The sequence below is a fragment of the Citrobacter sp. RHBSTW-00859 genome (genome assembly GCF_013729795.1).
Lineage (GTDB): Bacteria > Pseudomonadota > Gammaproteobacteria > Enterobacterales > Enterobacteriaceae > Citrobacter > Citrobacter braakii.
On sequence record NZ_CP056284.1, the window covers coordinates 1641535 to 1657581 of the forward strand.

General features: G+C 53.8%; 16 protein-coding genes. 8 read left to right on the forward strand and 8 right to left on the reverse strand.

What is annotated here, in order from left to right:
• Positions 1-3 precede the first annotated feature (3 nt).
• The 4 genes from menB (at position 4) to pmrD (ending at position 3603) form a co-directional block, all read left to right on the forward strand.
• Positions 4-861, forward strand: coding sequence for a 1,4-dihydroxy-2-naphthoyl-CoA synthase (menB, locus tag HV302_RS08170; RefSeq protein WP_019077285.1), 858 nt, complete (start codon positions 4-6; stop codon positions 859-861).
• Positions 861-1823 (forward strand): o-succinylbenzoate synthase, encoded by a 963-nt coding sequence (menC, locus tag HV302_RS08175; protein WP_181627179.1) that lies wholly within the window; start codon positions 861-863, stop codon positions 1821-1823. Before menB ends, menC begins: the two co-directional genes overlap by 1 nt.
• Entirely contained in the window at positions 1820-3244 is a 1425-nt protein-coding gene (menE, locus tag HV302_RS08180) for an o-succinylbenzoate--CoA ligase (protein ID WP_181627180.1), read from the forward strand. The genes menC and menE overlap by 4 nt, the downstream gene beginning before the upstream one ends.
• A gap of 95 nt (positions 3245-3339) precedes the next feature.
• Positions 3340-3603 carry a signal transduction protein PmrD gene (pmrD, locus tag HV302_RS08185; RefSeq protein WP_047416297.1) on the forward strand — a complete coding sequence of 88 codons (264 nt, stop codon included), beginning with the start codon at positions 3340-3342 and terminating at the stop codon, positions 3601-3603.
• A 2-nt stretch (positions 3604-3605) separates the two neighbouring features.
• Here the strand turns inward: pmrD and arnF are convergent, their stop codons facing one another.
• From arnF to nudI, 8 genes are all read right to left on the reverse strand, one after another.
• Positions 3606-3992, reverse strand: a complete 387-nt coding sequence (gene arnF / locus HV302_RS08190; RefSeq protein WP_181627181.1) for a 4-amino-4-deoxy-L-arabinose-phosphoundecaprenol flippase subunit ArnF — start codon at positions 3990-3992, stop codon at positions 3606-3608.
• The gene (gene arnE, locus HV302_RS08195) at positions 3992-4327 is read right to left on the reverse strand and encodes a 4-amino-4-deoxy-L-arabinose-phosphoundecaprenol flippase subunit ArnE (RefSeq protein WP_016153819.1); all 336 of its coding nucleotides are present in this window, start codon (positions 4325-4327) and stop codon (positions 3992-3994) included. The genes arnF and arnE overlap by 1 nt, the downstream gene beginning before the upstream one ends.
• Positions 4324-5982 (reverse strand): lipid IV(A) 4-amino-4-deoxy-L-arabinosyltransferase, encoded by a 1659-nt coding sequence (gene arnT, locus HV302_RS08200; RefSeq protein ID WP_181627182.1) that lies wholly within the window; start codon positions 5980-5982, stop codon positions 4324-4326. Before arnT ends, arnE begins: the two co-directional genes overlap by 4 nt.
• The gene (gene arnD, locus HV302_RS08205; RefSeq protein WP_016157033.1) at positions 5979-6881 is read right to left on the reverse strand and encodes a 4-deoxy-4-formamido-L-arabinose-phosphoundecaprenol deformylase; all 903 of its coding nucleotides are present in this window, start codon (positions 6879-6881) and stop codon (positions 5979-5981) included. Before arnD ends, arnT begins: the two co-directional genes overlap by 4 nt.
• On the reverse strand, positions 6878-8860 hold the full coding sequence (gene arnA, locus HV302_RS08210; protein WP_181627183.1) for a bifunctional UDP-4-amino-4-deoxy-L-arabinose formyltransferase/UDP-glucuronic acid oxidase ArnA: 1983 nt from the start codon (positions 8858-8860) through the stop codon (positions 6878-6880). The genes arnD and arnA overlap by 4 nt, the downstream gene beginning before the upstream one ends.
• Complete coding sequence (gene arnC / locus HV302_RS08215) at positions 8857-9840, reverse strand: undecaprenyl-phosphate 4-deoxy-4-formamido-L-arabinose transferase (RefSeq protein ID WP_141895440.1); 984 nt, start codon at positions 9838-9840, stop codon at positions 8857-8859. Before arnC ends, arnA begins: the two co-directional genes overlap by 4 nt.
• Positions 9841-9842: 2 nt before the next feature.
• Positions 9843-10982 carry a UDP-4-amino-4-deoxy-L-arabinose aminotransferase gene (gene arnB, locus HV302_RS08220; RefSeq protein ID WP_047416290.1) on the reverse strand — a complete coding sequence of 380 codons (1140 nt, stop codon included), beginning with the start codon at positions 10980-10982 and terminating at the stop codon, positions 9843-9845.
• A gap of 264 nt (positions 10983-11246) precedes the next feature.
• Positions 11247-11672 carry a nucleoside triphosphatase NudI gene (gene nudI, locus HV302_RS08225; RefSeq protein ID WP_181627184.1) on the reverse strand — a complete coding sequence of 142 codons (426 nt, stop codon included), beginning with the start codon at positions 11670-11672 and terminating at the stop codon, positions 11247-11249.
• A 318-nt stretch (positions 11673-11990) separates the two neighbouring features.
• Here nudI and HV302_RS08230 point away from each other — a divergent pair, with 318 nt between their 5' ends.
• From HV302_RS08230 to rhmD, 4 genes are all read left to right on the forward strand, one after another.
• The gene (locus HV302_RS08230) at positions 11991-12533 is read left to right on the forward strand and encodes a YfaZ family outer membrane protein (RefSeq protein ID WP_016157029.1); all 543 of its coding nucleotides are present in this window, start codon (positions 11991-11993) and stop codon (positions 12531-12533) included.
• Positions 12534-12612: 79 nt separating this feature from the next.
• Positions 12613-13815 (forward strand): nicotinamide mononucleotide deamidase-related protein YfaY, encoded by a 1203-nt coding sequence (locus HV302_RS08235; protein WP_181627185.1) that lies wholly within the window; start codon positions 12613-12615, stop codon positions 13813-13815.
• Between the two features lie 218 nt (positions 13816-14033).
• Complete coding sequence (locus HV302_RS08240; RefSeq protein ID WP_016153810.1) at positions 14034-14816, forward strand: IclR family transcriptional regulator; 783 nt, start codon at positions 14034-14036, stop codon at positions 14814-14816.
• 13 nt (positions 14817-14829) lie between these two features.
• A complete protein-coding gene (rhmD, locus tag HV302_RS08245) occupies positions 14830-16035 on the forward strand; it encodes an L-rhamnonate dehydratase (RefSeq protein WP_016153809.1) in 1206 nt (401 codons plus the stop codon).
• Positions 16036-16047: the final 12 nt, after the last annotated feature.

Sequence of the window (16047 nt, forward strand, 5' to 3'; positions counted from 1 at the left end):
TTTATGATCTATCCTGATGAAACAATGCTTTACGCACCGATAGAATGGCACGATTGCTCTGAAGGCTACACCGACATTCTCTACGAGAAATCCACCGACGGTATCGCAAAGATCACCATTAATCGTCCGCAGGTACGCAATGCCTTCCGTCCGGTCACCGTGAAAGAGATGATCCAGGCGCTGGCGGATGCTCGCTATGATGACAACATTGGCGTGATTATTCTGACCGGTGCTGGCGACAAAGCGTTCTGCGCAGGTGGCGATCAGAAAGTGCGCGGTGACTACGGCGGATACCAGGATGATTCCGGTGTGCATCACCTGAACGTACTGGACTTCCAGCGCCAGATTCGTACCTGTCCGAAGCCGGTAGTGGCGATGGTTGCAGGCTTTTCCATCGGCGGCGGCCATGTGCTGCACATGATGTGTGACCTGACCATTGCGGCTGAAAACGCCATCTTCGGCCAGACCGGTCCGAAAGTCGGTTCCTTCGATGGCGGCTGGGGTGCCTCTTACATGGCGCGTATTGTCGGTCAGAAAAAAGCGCGTGAAATCTGGTTCCTGTGCCGTCAGTACGATGCGAAGCAAGCGCTGGATATGGGCCTGGTAAACACCGTGGTTCCGCTGGCCGATCTGGAAAAAGAGACCGTACGCTGGTGTCGTGAAATGCTGCAAAACAGCCCGATGGCGTTGCGCTGCCTGAAAGCTGCACTGAACGCCGACTGCGATGGTCAGGCTGGTCTGCAAGAGCTGGCGGGTAACGCCACCATGCTGTTCTACATGACGGAAGAAGGTCAGGAAGGCCGTAACGCCTTTAACCAGAAACGTCAGCCGGATTTCAGCAAATTTAAACGGAATCCGTAATGCGTAGCGCGCAGGTATACCGCTGGCAGATCCCCATGGACGCGGGGGTGATTCTGCGCGACAGGCGGTTAAAAACGCGTGACGGGCTGTACGTTCGCCTTTATGACGGCGAGCGCGAAGGGTGGGGAGAGATCTCCCCGCTGCCGGGCTTCAGTCAGGAGAGCTGGGAAGAGGCGCAAACCGAGCTGCTGGCCTGGGTCAACGGCTGGCTACAGGGGGATTCTTCCTTACCGCAGCTGCCTTCGGTCGCCTTTGGCGCAAGCTGTGCGCTGGCCGAACTGGCTGGCGCATTGCCAGAAGACGCAGACTACCGTGCAGCGCCGCTGTGTACGGGCGATCCTGATGATCTGGTACTGCAACTGGCGGACATGCCGGGTGAAAAAGTAGCGAAGATAAAGGTCGGACTGTATGAAGCGGTTCGCGACGGTATGGTCGCCAACCTGCTGCTTGAGGCTATCCCGGAGCTGCATTTGCGACTTGACGCCAACCGAGCCTGGACGCAGTTGAAAGCCCAGCAGTTCGCGAAGTACGTTAATCCAGAGTACCGCGGGCGCATCGCTTTTCTCGAAGAGCCATGCAAAACCCGCGATGACTCTCGTGCTTTTGCGCGTGAAACCGGCATTGCCATTGCCTGGGATGAAAGCTTGCGTGAAGCGGATTTCATCTTCGAAGCCGAAGAGGGCGTCAAGGCAGTGGTTATCAAACCTACGCTGACGGGCAGTCTCGATAAAGTGCGCGAACAGGTGGAAGCGGCGCATGCACTTGGTCTCACCGCTGTTATTAGTTCGTCGATCGAGTCGAGCCTGGGCTTAACCCAACTGGCGCGAATTGCCGCCTGGCTGACGCCGCAGACCATTCCGGGGCTGGATACCCTGAGCCTGATGCAGTGCCAGCAGGTACGCACCTGGCCGGGTAGCGCATTGCCGTGTATCGATGTTGATGCGCTGGAACGCCTGCTATGACCCAGCGGGAAATGCCCGATAGCGTAAGCATATCGGGCCTGGTACAACCCGATGACTGGCCGTGGCGTCACTGGCGACAGGTTCGTGCAGAGGTGCCTGCTCTACGCCTCAACGATGAAGTATTAAGCTGGAGCGAGCTCTGCACGCGCGTTGACCATCTGGCCAGCGGTTTTGCCGCTCAGGGCGTGGAAGAGGGCGATGGCGTCCTGCTTCGCGCCTGGAATCATCCGCGTGCTTTGCTGGCCTGGCTGGCATTGCTGCAATGTGGGGCGCGGGTTTTACCTGTGAACCCGCAGCTGCCTCAATCGCTGCTTGACGCGCTGGTCCCGGACTTAACGCTGCGTTTTGCGCTGGATCTTGAGGCAGCTAATGTTCTCGCGGGACTCCATCCGTTGCAGATGCAGGCAGTGCCAGGCAAGCATGCCGCCGCGTGGTTACCCCAGCGGTTGAGCACGATGACGTTAACCTCAGGTTCTACCGGATTGCCAAAGGCAGCGGTGCATACCTGTCAGGCTCATCTGGCAAGCGCGCAGGGCGTGCTGTCATTAATGCCATTTGATGCTGAAGATGACTGGCTGCTCTCGCTGCCGCTGTTTCATGTTTCCGGCCAGGGTATTTTGTGGCGTTGGTTGTTTGCCGGGGCACGAATGACCGTGCGCGACAAGCAACCATTGGAGCAAATGCTGGCTGGATGCACTCATGCTTCGCTGGTGCCCACGCAGCTGTGGCGCCTGCTGGTCAACAAAACGGCGGTAACGCTCAAAGCAGTGCTCCTGGGTGGCGCGGCAATTCCTGTTGAATTGACGGAACAGGCGCGCGAGCAAAGGATTCGCTGCTGGTGCGGTTACGGTTTAACGGAGTTTGCTTCTACGGTCTGTGCGAAAGAAGCGGATGGCCTGGCAGATGTGGGGTCGCCCCTGGCAGGCAGAGAAGTCAGAATCGTTGATGGTGAAGTCTGGCTGCGTGCCGCCAGCATGGCGCAAGGTTACTGGCGTAACGGGCAACTGATTCCTTTAGTAAACGCGGAAGGCTGGTTTGCCACCCGCGATCGCGGGGTGTTGAAGGACGGCAAGTTAACCATTGTCGGTCGGATGGACAATCTGTTCTTTAGCGGCGGGGAAGGCATACAGCCGGAAGAGGTGGAACGCGTGATTGCTGCGCATCCGCATGTTCTGCAAGCCTTCATTGTGCCGATAGAAGACAAAGAGTTTGGTCATCGCCCGGTGGCGGTCGTTGAGTATGACACCAATGCGGGTGACACCAATCTGGCAGAGTGGGTGAAAGATAAGCTGGCCCGCTTTCAGCAACCGGTATGCTGGCTGACATTGCCACCCGAACTAAAATCCGGAGGGATTAAAATCTCTCGTCGTGCGCTGTCAGATTGGGTAAGTGCTTCATTCTTAAAATTAAGCAAACAGTAATTACATTTCTCACTTTCGCTATTGAGTCGCTATTGTCATTTTGTTTATCTGCTAATGTGTAACCTGTTGTGAAATTTTTTAACAAAAGGTGCGCTATGGAATGGCATGTGAAGAAGTCTTGCTGTCACAAAAAAGCAGGCAGGCTCTATATCGTACTTTGTGATGGCGGCGGTTCGCTAAAGATGCTGGCTGAGGCGCACTCTTCCGAGTGGGTTAAGCCCGGAGACCTCCTTTCACCGCTGAAAGATGCACTGTATTGCATTAATCGCGATACCTCACGGTTAATCAAAATAATTGATGCCAGACAGTACACGTGCGAGGAATGGGAACGCCTGTTACGACTGTCTGAAGATAAATAATCTCAGGGTTGGCACTGGTGTGAAGGTAAAAAAATCGTCAGTAGCCCTGCCATGATGCACAGCACTCCGGCGAGCGCTTTCGCTGAAAATATTCCCTGCCAGCCGGGCAGGATCATTGATGCAACCCACACCAGTACATAGCTCAGGCTGAGCAGGGCATACGCTTTGCTCAGTGCGAGCTGGTGCAGCGCTTTATGCCAGCAAATCACCGACAGTAAATACCCTGCCAGTCCGGCATACAAAGCAAATGCGCCGACGCTAAGAGAGAATACGGCGGAAATGAATTGCTGCGGCTGCAGCATTGGCGGCAGATTATCCATCGCAAAGCCAAGACTCAACTGGGCGGCTGAAGTGATAATAACGCTGCATAATCCCCAAAAGATGCCCATTACACCGCGCTCCCAAGAATAAAGATGCCGGTGATGATTAACCCCACTCCCAGCCAGTGGCGCGGGGTGACGGGTTCGCGCCAGATTTTCCAGGCAGCCAGAGTCACCCATACAAAATTAAGACTCAGCATGGGGTAGGCGATGCCGACCGGAATGTTCTGCAGCACCGCCAGCCATAGCAGCATGGCCAGACCGAGACTTGCCAGAGCAAGCCCAATCCATAGCGTAATGTGGCGTTTTCGCGCTCGAACGGGAACGGGTCGCGACGCCTGCTTCTGACATAACTGACCGCAGACGCTGAGCAGGCTGGCGAGAACTAAGGCTATCCAGATCATTTCGGCCGATACTGAATCAGGACCAGACGCCCCTGATTATCGATATAGTCAGCGGGAGGGATAGCAAGTCGATTAATATCTTCATCCTTATCAATTGTGAGCACGAGCGTAATGTTTCCTTGCTGACGATGTTGCGCTAACCACTCGGCAAAGTTCCCCCGACCGACAAAACGCCCCTGGGCATCCGGGTAGTTAAGGCCATATTTTAACTCGCCCGTTTGTCCGTACATTATGATGTCGTCACGCTTCAGGCTCCAGGCCAGCCCCGCGGCGACGCCAACGCTGTCGGTGAGAATATAACGGCTCGACTCCAGCGACTCTTTGGTCATCTCGACAAAAAATTGTGGCTGTTTAGATTCCATCACCCGGTCAGGAATGGAGAAGCCAAACAACAGTGCCAGGCCTAATGGACACAACGCTGCGAACGTCCAGTTCTTCTCGCGGTTATTTAGCGTATACCAGCCAAAGAGCGTCCAGATGATAAAAATGCCCCACGCACAAAACACCTTATAGGTTTCGATATGCGACCAGACCGGCGTCTTTAATGGACCCAGTGTAGAAACAATAAACGTGGCGACAATGCCGGTCACGCCGAACAGAACGTTGATCCAGCCATTCACGCGCAGCGCGGTTGCGCCTTTTTGCGCGGCCTGCAGGCCGAAACGCGCCGTCAATATTGCCAGCGGCGCGAAGCAGGAAAGAATATAGGTCGGCAGTTTTCCTTTCGCAATGCTGAAAAACAGGATTGGCATGATAAACCAGCTCAGCAGGTACAGTGCGCTGCGCGGAACATCCCGTTCACGCCAGCCCGTACGCAGCGCGCCGGGGAGCAGCCCGAGCCACGGTAATGCGCCTGCCACCAATACCGGAATGTAGTACCAGACGGGGGCCTTATGTTGGGCATCCTCCCGCGCGAAACGTTGAATATGCTCGACCCAGAAGAAGTAATGCCAGAAATCCGGCTCACGCCGGGCAATCGCTATTCCCCAAGGCAGCACAGTCACGATGCAACCGACTACTGCCAGCAGACCGTAGATAATGAGATCTTTCCAGCGCTTTTGTACGAAAACCCACGGCAGTACGCTGAGTACAGGAACGGCGAGTGCCAGGAAACCCTTGGTCATCACGCCCATGCCGCAGGTTAACCCTAACAGCAGAAAGGCGGTAATTTTGCGCGTTCTGCTGGTGGCTTGCATCCCCTCCCAAAAGCAGCACATGCCCGCCATTAGCCAGAGCGCAATGATGGGATCAAGTACCGCGTAGGTACCGATGCTGTAAACCGAAAAAAACGTTAAAAAGATAACCGAAGAGAGTACGGCGGTGCGCTTATCCCGCCACAACCGCATGGCAAGCCAGGCTACCATTAGCGCCGTCAGCAAAGTGGCAAAAATGGCTCCTGCTCTGACGCCAAAATTATTGGCGCCAAACAGCCATTGCCCGATGCTGTTTAACCAGTATCCGGCAATTGGTTTTTCAAAATACCGCAGCCCTAAAAAGTGCGGAACGATCCCGTCGCCAGAGGTCAGCATTTCCCGACTGATTTCGGCATAGCGCGTTTCATCAGGCTGCCACAGCAGGCGACTGTTGATGGGGAGAATAAAATACAGCGCAATAAAAGCGATAAATGCCAGGGTGTAGCGGACAGTAAGTTTCATCTTGTCACACTCACTGGTTGTTGGCGGCCGACCCATCCCTCTCTGCCGGGTATTTTGCCACGCACGATCTGCCCTGTTGGCAGCGAACTGACATCGTCCGGTAACAGGTCGCCGAGCGGGCAAAATGTTATCCCCATGTCTGCGGCGCGAGTAAGCAGCTCGTCAAAATTCTGCTGAAAGGCGATGCCTTCAACTTCCGCATGAATGGTATACACCGGTGTTCCTCTGCTCATCTGGATGTGGGAGAGAATGTAAGCGTTGAAGTCCACCGCCTGGACTTCCTGACCAACCACTTCATCCCAGGTGGGTAGCGTGACGGGAATTTGCGGCGTACCTGTTTTCCCGGATGTCAGCACCGGACGGAATAACGACGTTCCCCGACAGTCGCTGTTATAACGCAGATGGAACGTTTCTTTGGCGTGGACGACGCGATCGTCGGCACGCCATCCGGCAACGGCAGAACAAGTGACGGGTTGTCCGATAAGAGTTTCAAGGGCCGTGATGCCTCGTGAAATATCATCAATCAGCTGTTTATCATTCCAGTTTCCGCTTCGCGCCTGCCAGGCATGGTGATCCCAGGCATGCAAACCGGTTTCATGAATCAGGGCGGTTTGCGCAATGATCGCCGCGTTGGCCTGGCCGATCTCTTTTCCCGGCCAGGCGGTTCCCGCCAGCAATATATCCCATCCGTAAAGTGATGCGGCGTTTGAGCGCAGCATCTTCCACAGAAATTGTGGTTTCACAAGACGCCAGAGGTGGCGTCCCATGTTGTCCGGTCCAACGCTAAAGAAAAAACTTGCCCGCACGTTATGTCGGTTCAATGTCTCCAGCAGGCGGGGTACGCCTTCGCGCGTCCCCCTGAAAGTATCGACATCTATGCGCAAGCCGACTTGGGTCATGATGTGTGTTCCGTGATATTCACACTGCGTAAGAAGAAGTCCAGCGTCTCTTCTACCGTTTCCTGCATCTCAATGGTGGGCTCCCAGTTCAGGCAGCGTTTCGCATTGCGGATGTTGGGCTTACGATGTTCAACGTCTTGATAACCTTTACCATAGTAGCTGCTGCTTTCGACGTCACGGAAACCGGCAAACGGCGGGAAGTGGCTACGCAATGGATGTTTTTCAAAGCAGGTAAGCAGCATTTCTGCCAGTTCCTGAATACTCGCTTCGTTCTGCGGATTACCGATGTTGATAATCTCACCGTCGCAGCGTCCGCCTTCGTTTTCAATGATGCGGTACAGGGCTTCGATACCATCCCGAATGTCGGTAAAGCAGCGTTTTTGCTTGCCGCCTTCAATCAGCTTAATCGGTGAACCCTCCACCAGATTGAGGATCAGTTGGGTAATGGCGCGTGAGCTGCCGATACGCGCGGCGTTAAGGCTGTCCAGACGCGGCCCCATCCAGTTAAACGGGCGGAACAGGGTGAAGCGCAATCCCTCTTTTTCGCCGTACGCCCAGATTACGCGGTCCAACAACTGCTTGGAAACGGAGTAGATCCAGCGTGGTTTATTCACCGGACCGACGATCAGATTCGAGCTGTCCTCATCGAAGACTTTGTCGGTACACATGCCGTAGACTTCGGACGTTGACGGGAAAATGATGCGCTTATGGTATTTCACGCAGTAGCGAATGATTTTCAGGTTCTCTTCAAAATCGAGCTCAAATACGCGCAGCGGGTTGCGGGTATATTCGATTGGCGTTGCGATCGCCACCAGCGGCAGCACGACGTCGCATTTTTTAACATGGTATTCAATCCATTCGGAGTGAATGCTGATGTCGCCTTCGACGAAGTGGAATCGCGGATGCTGCAGAAAACGTCCAATGGCGTCACTGCCAATATCGAGCCCATACACTTCGTAATGATCTTCTTGCAGCAGGCGTTCGGTCAGATGGTTACCAATGAAGCCATTGACGCCGAGGATCAGCACGCGTGTACGACGTTTAGTGGTGGTAACTGATTGACTGTTCAGGCGGGAGCCTGGAACCAGGCCCAGAACCTGCGCCAGTTGCGACCCTTGCATTGCAATACCATCGCCAGCTTGTCCGGTAATAATTTCCAGGGCGCCATCGCCACAGGCGATCAGCAAAGGAGAAACGGAGATGACGGTACCCGGTTGGGTCGCTGAGTCATTTACGCAAACGCGCGATGACCAGACGGTGAACTTTTGTGTACCGACATAGCTGTGTGCGCCCGGCCACGGATCGCTGACGGCGCGGACCTGGTTATGCAACTCCGCGGCAGGTGTGTTCCAGTCGAGGAAGCTATCTTCCGGTGTACGGCGACCAAAACAGGTAGCATCTGCTTCCTGTTGGGGGCGTTCTGCATAATCCCCGGTATTAATCGCGGGCAGTGCCTGTTCCAGCAGGTGACGCGCAGCCTGGCACAATTTATGGTGCAGCGTTAACGCCACGTCATCCGGCGAAATAGCGACGCGCTGCTGGGCAATAATGGCGCCAGCATCCGCGCGTTTGACCATGCGGTGAAGCGTGACGCCGGTTTCGGTTTCGCCATTGACCAATACCCAGTTCAGCGGCGCGCGACCACGGTATTTCGGCAGCAACGAACCGTGCAGATTAAAAGCCCCCGCAGGCGCAAGACTGAGGATCTCATCACTCAGTAAATGACGATAGTAGAACGAGAAGATAACATCCGGCGCCAGTTGGCTAATGCGTTCAATCCACAAGGGATGATTGACCTCGTCCGGGGCGTAAACCGGAATTCCGGCGCTGGCGGCAAGGCGGGAAACCGATCCAAAAAATGCTTTTTCGCCCGGATTATCAGTGTGCGTAAAAATGGCAGCGATTTCATAACCGGCATCCAACAAAGCCTGGACACCCTGACATCCCATATCGTGATAGGCAAATACGATGGCTTTCATGCGCGGTTTTCCTCGGTTGGCTGCGTGGTTTGTGGGCGGATAACGTGTTGAACAAAATAGCGGGGGCGGGCGCGGACATCGTTATAGATGCGACCGATATATTCGCCGAGTAAACCCATGCCAATAAACTGTGCGCCGATAAAGGTAAACAGGACGGCAAACAGCATGAATACCCCTTCCGCGGCCCACTGTGGACCGAGCGTCAGACGCAGAACCACAAGCAGGATAGACAAGGTAAAGCCAGTGGCGGCGATTACGCTGCCCAACAGGCTCAACATACGAAGTGGCGTTGTGGTCAGACAGGTCACCAGGTCATACATCAGGTTGATCAGACGCATAAAGCTGTATTTGGAGTCACCAAATTCACGCTCTGCATGGTGTACCGGGATTTCCGTAGCGCGCCGGGCAAAAATGTTGGCCAGAATCGGGATAAAGGTGCTGCGCTCCTGGCAATGCAGCATGGCATCGACGATATGGCGGCGATAAGCGCGTAACATGCAACCGTAGTCGCCCATCGCTTTACCGGTGGTGCGCTGAATCAGATGGTTAATCATTCGCGATGCGGTCTTACGAAATACGCTGTCCTGACGGTTCTGACGTACCGTGCCGACCACATCGAAGCCTTCATCTGCGGTGGCGACCAGCCGTGGGATCTCCTCCGGCGGGTTTTGCAAATCGGCATCCAGTGTGATGATCACGTCGCCGGTGACATGACTGAAACCGGCCATAATCGCCGAGTGTTGCCCGTAATTGCGATTCAATAAAATAGAAACAATATGGCTGTTCGGTGCCTGGGAAGCATCCATCATCAGCTGTGCGGAATGGTCGTTGCTGCCGTCATCAATTAGCAGAATTTCATAGTCTTTGCCCAATTTTTCGCAGGCAGCGCTGGTACGTCTGATTAACTCTGGCAAGCTTTCCTGTTCATTAAAAACGGGAATGACCACCGAGACTTTTTTGATCGGTGCTGCTTCAAACATGGTTATTGTCCTGCAATCTCGCGAAGTGCCGTAATTACCCGCTGGGTGTCATCGGCGGTCATATCGGGGAATAACGGCAGTGAGCAAATGCGCGCGCTATTCCATTCTGTATTGGGGAGCGAAAGGGTAGTGAAGCGTTCGCGGTAATATTTTTGCGTATGGGCCGCACGAAAATGCAGACCGGTGCCGATATTTTTGGCCTTTAACGCTTCCATTAAGGCATCTCTGCTCAGACCGCAGCGGGCTTCGTCAACGCGAATGATGAACAGGTGCCAGGCGTGAACGTGCGCCCACTGGGGCAGACTCAGTGGTTGAAATGGCGTATCGGCCAGCGCCTGTTGATACTCGCGGGCAATTTGCGCCCGGCGTGAGTTCAGGTGTTCCAGTTTATTTAGCTGTACCAACGCAATGGCGGCATTGATATCCGTGAGGTTGTACTTGTACCCTGGCGCAAGCACTTCGGCCTGCGGCGCCCGGCCATAGGTTTGTCGATCAAAGGCATCAACGCCCAGACCGTGAAACTTCAGGCTGCGAAGCCGTTGGGCAAGCTGGCTGTCGTCGGTAACGATCAACCCGCCTTCGGCGCAGGTAATATTTTTGATGGCGTGAAACGAGAATATTGCCGTGCCGCGCGCGCCGACATGACGACCTTTATACAACGTCCCTACGGCGTGGGCCGCATCTTCTATAATCGGAATGCCATAGCGTTCGCCAATGGCATAAATCGCGTCCAGGTCGGCGGGGGCGCCTGCGTAATGTACCGGAATAATGGCTTTGGTTCGCGGGGTGATGGCGGCCTCAATTTGCTCCGGTGTGACCATGAGCGTATCGCGGTCGACGTCGATCATGACTGGCGTCGCACCCAACAGGACAATCATGTTGAGGGTAGAAACCCACGTCATTGACGGTGTAATGACCTCATCGCCTGCACCGATGTCCAGCGCCATCAGCGTGATGTGCATTCCTGCCGTTGCGGAGCAGACGGCGACGGCGTGTTGATTTCCCGTGAGCTGGCAGAAGGCTTCTTCCAGCTGTTGATTTTTCGGGCCGGTGGTTATCCATCCAGAGTCCAGAACCGTCTTCACAGCAGCAAGTTCTTCAGCCCCCATTGCCGGGCGAGAGAAAGGCAAAAAGTCAGACATCATTATTCCTTCAAGCCATTTAACGCCACCGACGTTTTATTTTTAGTGATAAATAGGGGCGTCGTTAATTATTTCATCAGGCTTCAAAGAGTAATGACGGAAGGTTAATTTATCCTTAAGAGTTTAAGGTTTGGGAAAGAGAGAGGAATAGCGTGTTTTTATTTATCTTAATGAAAAAAAGATCATGTAGGTTCTTGAGTAGTTTGGGCGACATTGCTGTTATCTGCAGACTGATGAGCGCAATGCCGCTATTAAAATGATAACTTACAGTAACCCTTTCAAGGTTAACGTTTTACGCGTGGCGATATTTAAATCGTAAGAGCCGAGATCTTCCGCTTTAACCCAGGCGAATGCCTGGAATTCTTCGTTAATCTTCACTTCACGATTAGCCGCCACACAATCGAAGATGAGATAAATCATATAAATCTCTTCCTGACTGCCATCGGCGTACGTTTTGGTGCGAACATCGTCACTGAAGGTCCATGGCATAATGTCTGATAACACTAGTTGTTCGCCCAGCTCTTCTCTTACTTCACGGCGCAAAGCTTCTTCAATACGTTCACCCGGTTCAACGCCGCCGCCAGAAAGCGCCCACTGACCGGGGAACACACCGCGGTCGTCTGCCATTTTGCACAGTAAATAACAGCCATCGTTTTGAATTAATGGGCAAACAATTGTTCTTTGGCGCATAAGTCGAATCCTTGTAGGGGGAGGTATAGAAAATTCCATCGTGCACGCATCTTACCTTTTGCTGGCGGTAGAAAAAACGCTTCATCGACGAATAACGCCGCTTTGGCAGGGAAAACAGGATGTTTGTAGAAAATGGCGTTCTGCTGCCATCAGTGGCGTAATTGCTACAAGAATTTAACCTTATCTAAATCTTGTGAGTAGTATTTGCTTACAATATGTTATTGCATCGCTTTTTTAGTGCATTGATTCCTCGTGATCTGACAGTACAATTCACCGGTTTTGGGGCTATGTTTTGATTCTTGCTGGAAAGGATAGAAAATGAAAAAAAGTTTAATGTTGGGTTTTGCCGGAATGCTGTTTGTTTCCGCGTCGGCGAGCGCGATTAGCATCAGCGGCCAGGCTGGCGAAGACTACACCAACCTGAGTTTCGGTATGGGTACTGAGACCACCGGTCTGGCCGTCAGCGGTAACTGGATGCATAACGATGACGACGGCGATGCGGCCGGTCTGGGACTGGGTCTGAATATTCCTCTCGGTCCGCTGCTGGCAACGGTCGGTGGGAAAGGCATTTATACTAACCCGAATGATGGTGACGAGGGTTACGCGGCGGCGGTCGGTGGCGGTTTGCAGTGGCCGATTGGCGACAGCCTCCGCCTGTTTGGCGAGTATTATTACTCTCCCGATTCTCTTTCCAGCGGTATCGACAGCTATGAAGAAGCGAATGCAGGTGCGCGTCTGACCATTATGCGTCCGCTGAGCATTGAAGCCGGTTATCGCTACCTGAACCTGGCAGGCAAAGACGGTAACCGCGATAACGCGATTGCTGACGGCCCGTACGTTGGGGTTAACGCGAGTTTCTGATTTTTCCGGCGCGGCGTTCAGTCGCGCCTTCCCCCCTCCATGCGTTATAGTGTTTTCATCATAAAAGCAGGAGAACACGATGTTAAACGTGGAGATGCTATCCACCGGGGATGAAGTGTTGCACGGACAAATCGTCGACACGAATGCCGCCTGGCTGGCCGATTTTTTCTTTAATCAGGGGTTACCGCTAACCCGTCGCAACACGGTAGGTGACAATCTTGATGATTTGGTCGCCGTTTTGCGTGAGCGTAGCGAACATGCCGATGTACTGATCGTTAACGGCGGTCTGGGACCAACCAGCGATGATTTGAGCGCGCTGGCGGCGGCCACGGCAAAAGGTGAAGGGCTGGTGCTGCATGAAGCATGGCTCGCCGAGATGGCGCGTTATTTTCGCGATCGTGGACGCGTGATGGCACCGAGTAACCGCAAACAGGCTGAGCTACCTGCCAGTGCGGAATTCATCAATAATCCGGTAGGAACCGCGTGTGGGTTTGCCCTGAAGCTTAACCGCTGCCTGATGTTCTTTACCCCAGGAGTGCCATCAGAATTTAAAGTCATGGTTGAGCATGAGATCCTGCCGCGTTTGCGTGAGCGTTTTTCGCTGTCTCAACCCCCGCTATGCCTGCGATTAACCACCTTTGGTCGTTCTGAAAGCGAGCTGGCGCAGAGCCTGAATCCGCTGCAATTGCCTCCGGGAGTGACAATGGGCTACCGCTCGTCAATGCCGATTATCGAACTAAAGCTGACCGGGCCGGATTCCCAACGGGAAGCGATGCTGGCGCTGTGGCCAGAAGTTAAGCGGGTTGCCGGGCAGAATATGATTTTCGAAGGTACGGAAGGTTTACCCGCGCAAATCGCCCGCACGTTGCAGGAACGGCAATACAGCCTGACGCTAAGCGAACAATTCACCGGTGGTCTGGTGGCGCTGCAGCTTTCGCGCGCGAATGCTCCGCTGTTAGCGAGCGAAGTGGTTCCGCCCCAGGAAGAAACGCTGGCGCAAACGGCACACTGGATAACCGAACGACGCGGCAACCATTATGCCGGGCTGGCGCTGGCGGTATCGGCTTTCGAAAACGAACATATTAACTTTGCGCTGGCAACGCCTGATGGAACGCATGCCTTACGCGTACGGCTGAACGCTAATCGTTATAGTTTGTCGGTGCGTCAGGAAGTGTGCGCAATGATGGCGCTCAATATGCTGCGCCGTTGGCTCAACGGGCAGGATATTGCCAGCGAACACGGTTGGATAGAAGTGGTTGAATCCCTGACGCTGTCTTCCTGACTTGCACTCTCTCACGCGCTTGTTATGGGAAGGCATTCTGGCCTTCCCGTTATCAGTCCAACCTGTTGTACTCTCTGTAAAAAAATCCGTGCGTTAGTTCACAATTATGCTCGTTTTTTCTCCAGCCAGCTGGAAGAACGAGAGGATTTGATGCGCTTCACAATTTTAACCCCCTTAACCTACCACACTGATTCCAGTATCTCAGACTGGAGTCCAGTATGTTGGAATCAAGCAAAGTTCCCGCGCTCACCAGGGCGATCGAAATACTCAATCTCATTGCGCGTATCGGCCCATGTAGCGCCGCCACCATCATAGAGGCGCTGGGTATTCCAAAAAGCACCGCGTACCTGTTACTTAATGAACTGAAGCGTCAGCGCTTTATCAGCATTGATCATCAGGAAAATTACTGCCTGTGGACCAAGCTGGTTGAGCTGTCCGGGCATGCGCTGAGCAAGATGGATTTACGTGAACTGGCGCGTCCACGGCTGACACAGTTGATGGATGAGACAGGGTTACTTTGCCATCTCGGGATCATCGACCACGAAAGCGCGTATTACATTCTGAAAGTGGAATCGTCATCCACTATCAGCGTGCGCTCCCACGAAGGGAAAAGTCTTTCGCTCTATCGCTCGGGTATCGGCAAATGCCTGCTGGCCTGGCAACCGGCAGCCGCACGAAAAGCCATTATTGAACAGCTGATATGGGAACAGGCAACGCCGACCACGATCACCAGGCCACAGCAGTTGAATGACGAGCTGGAGCGTATTCGACAGCGTGGATGGAGCTTTGATAATGGCGAAGATTATCCCGATGTTCGCTGCGTCGCAGCGCCTGTTTTTAACGCTAACAATGAACTGACCGCCGCGATTTCAGTGGTCGGCACTCGTCTGCAAATTAACGAAGAGAACCGTGATTATCTGGCCGGTAAAGCGATTGCCTGCGCCAGGGATATTTCACGCCTGTTGGGATGGAAAAGTCCCTTCGACTCACTCGCTTCATAAAAAGGAGAACACCATGACCCTACCTAAAATTAAACACGTTCGTGCCTGGTTTACCGGTGGTGCTACGGCGGATAAAGGCGCTGGCGGCGGCGATTATCACGATCAGGGGGCTAACCACTGGATTGACGATCATATCGCCACGCCAATGAGCAAATATCGTGAATATGAGCAATCGCGCCAGTCCTTTGGCATAAACGTATTAGGGACACTGATTGTTGAAGTGGAAGCTGAAAACGGACAGACCGGTTTTGCTGTTTCCACGGCAGGGGAGATGGGGTGCTTTATTGTGGAAAAGCATCTCAATCGTTTTATTGAAGGGAAATGCGTCAGTGATATTAAACTCATTCACGATCAGATGCTGGGCGCAACGATGTACTATTCCGGCTCCGGCGGTCTGGTGATGAACACCATCTCGTGCGTGGATCTGGCGTTGTGGGATCTGTTTGGCAAGGTGGTGGGGTTACCGGTCTACAAACTACTGGGCGGCGCGGTACGCGACGAAATTCAATTCTACGCGACCGGTGCGCGCCCTGATCTGGCGAAAGAAATGGGCTTTATTGGCGGCAAAATGCCGACCCACTGGGGGCCGCATGACGGGGATGCAGGGATCCGCAAAGATGCGGCAATGGTAGCCGACATGCGTGAGAAATGCGGTCCGGATTTCTGGTTGATGCTTGATTGCTGGATGAGTCAGGACGTGAACTATGCCACCAAACTGGCCCATGCCTGCGCACCGTCTAATCTGAAGTGGATCGAAGAGTGTCTGCCGCCGCAGCAGTATGAAGGTTATCGCGAGCTGAAACGTAACGCCCCGGCGGGGATGATGGTCACCAGCGGTGAACACCACGGGACGCTGCAGTCCTTCCGCACACTCTCAGAAACCGGCATCGATATCATGCAGCCGGATGTGGGCTGGTGCGGTGGGTTAACCACGCTGGTGGAAATTGCCGCTATTGCTAAATCGCGCGGACAACTGGTGGTGCCACATGGTTCCTCGGTTTACTCGCACCATGCGGTGATCACGTTCACCAATACCCCGTTCAGCGAGTTTTTGATGACCAGCCCGGATTGTTCAACGATGCGTCCACAGTTTGATCCGATCCTTCTGGACGAACCGGTACCCGTCAATGGCCGCATTCATAAGTCAGTGCTCGACAAACCAGGATTTGGCGTCGAGCTTAACCGCGACTGCAATCTGAAGCGCCCTTATAGCCACTAATGACCAGTGCGT

Bases quoted from the DNA above. Each gene is read 5' to 3' on its own strand.
- arnA (WP_181627183.1), bottom strand. From the start codon at position 8,860: ATGAAAGCCATCGTATTTGCCTATCACGATATGGGATGTCAGGGTGTC.
- HV302_RS08235 (WP_181627185.1), top strand. From the start codon at position 12,613: ATGTTAAACGTGGAGATGCTATCCACCGGGGATGAAGTGTTGCACGGA.
- arnD (WP_016157033.1), bottom strand. From the start codon at position 6,881: ATGACCCAAGTCGGCTTGCGCATAGATGTCGATACTTTCAGGGGGACG.
- rhmD (WP_016153809.1), top strand. From the start codon at position 14,830: ATGACCCTACCTAAAATTAAACACGTTCGTGCCTGGTTTACCGGTGGT.
- arnB (WP_047416290.1), bottom strand. From the start codon at position 10,982: ATGTCTGACTTTTTGCCTTTCTCTCGCCCGGCAATGGGGGCTGAAGAA.
- arnF (WP_181627181.1), bottom strand. From the start codon at position 3,992: ATGGGCATCTTTTGGGGATTATGCAGCGTTATTATCACTTCAGCCGCC.
- pmrD (WP_047416297.1), top strand. From the start codon at position 3,340: ATGGAATGGCATGTGAAGAAGTCTTGCTGTCACAAAAAAGCAGGCAGG.
- arnC (WP_141895440.1), bottom strand. From the start codon at position 9,840: ATGTTTGAAGCAGCACCGATCAAAAAAGTCTCGGTGGTCATTCCCGTT.
- arnT (WP_181627182.1), bottom strand. From the start codon at position 5,982: ATGAAACTTACTGTCCGCTACACCCTGGCATTTATCGCTTTTATTGCG.
- menC (WP_181627179.1), top strand. From the start codon at position 861: ATGCGTAGCGCGCAGGTATACCGCTGGCAGATCCCCATGGACGCGGGG.
- arnE (WP_016153819.1), bottom strand. From the start codon at position 4,327: ATGATCTGGATAGCCTTAGTTCTCGCCAGCCTGCTCAGCGTCTGCGGT.
- menE (WP_181627180.1), top strand. From the start codon at position 1,820: ATGACCCAGCGGGAAATGCCCGATAGCGTAAGCATATCGGGCCTGGTA.
- menB (WP_019077285.1), top strand. From the start codon at position 4: ATGATCTATCCTGATGAAACAATGCTTTACGCACCGATAGAATGGCAC.
- HV302_RS08240 (WP_016153810.1), top strand. From the start codon at position 14,034: ATGTTGGAATCAAGCAAAGTTCCCGCGCTCACCAGGGCGATCGAAATA.
- HV302_RS08230 (WP_016157029.1), top strand. From the start codon at position 11,991: ATGAAAAAAAGTTTAATGTTGGGTTTTGCCGGAATGCTGTTTGTTTCC.
- nudI (WP_181627184.1), bottom strand. From the start codon at position 11,672: ATGCGCCAAAGAACAATTGTTTGCCCATTAATTCAAAACGATGGCTGT.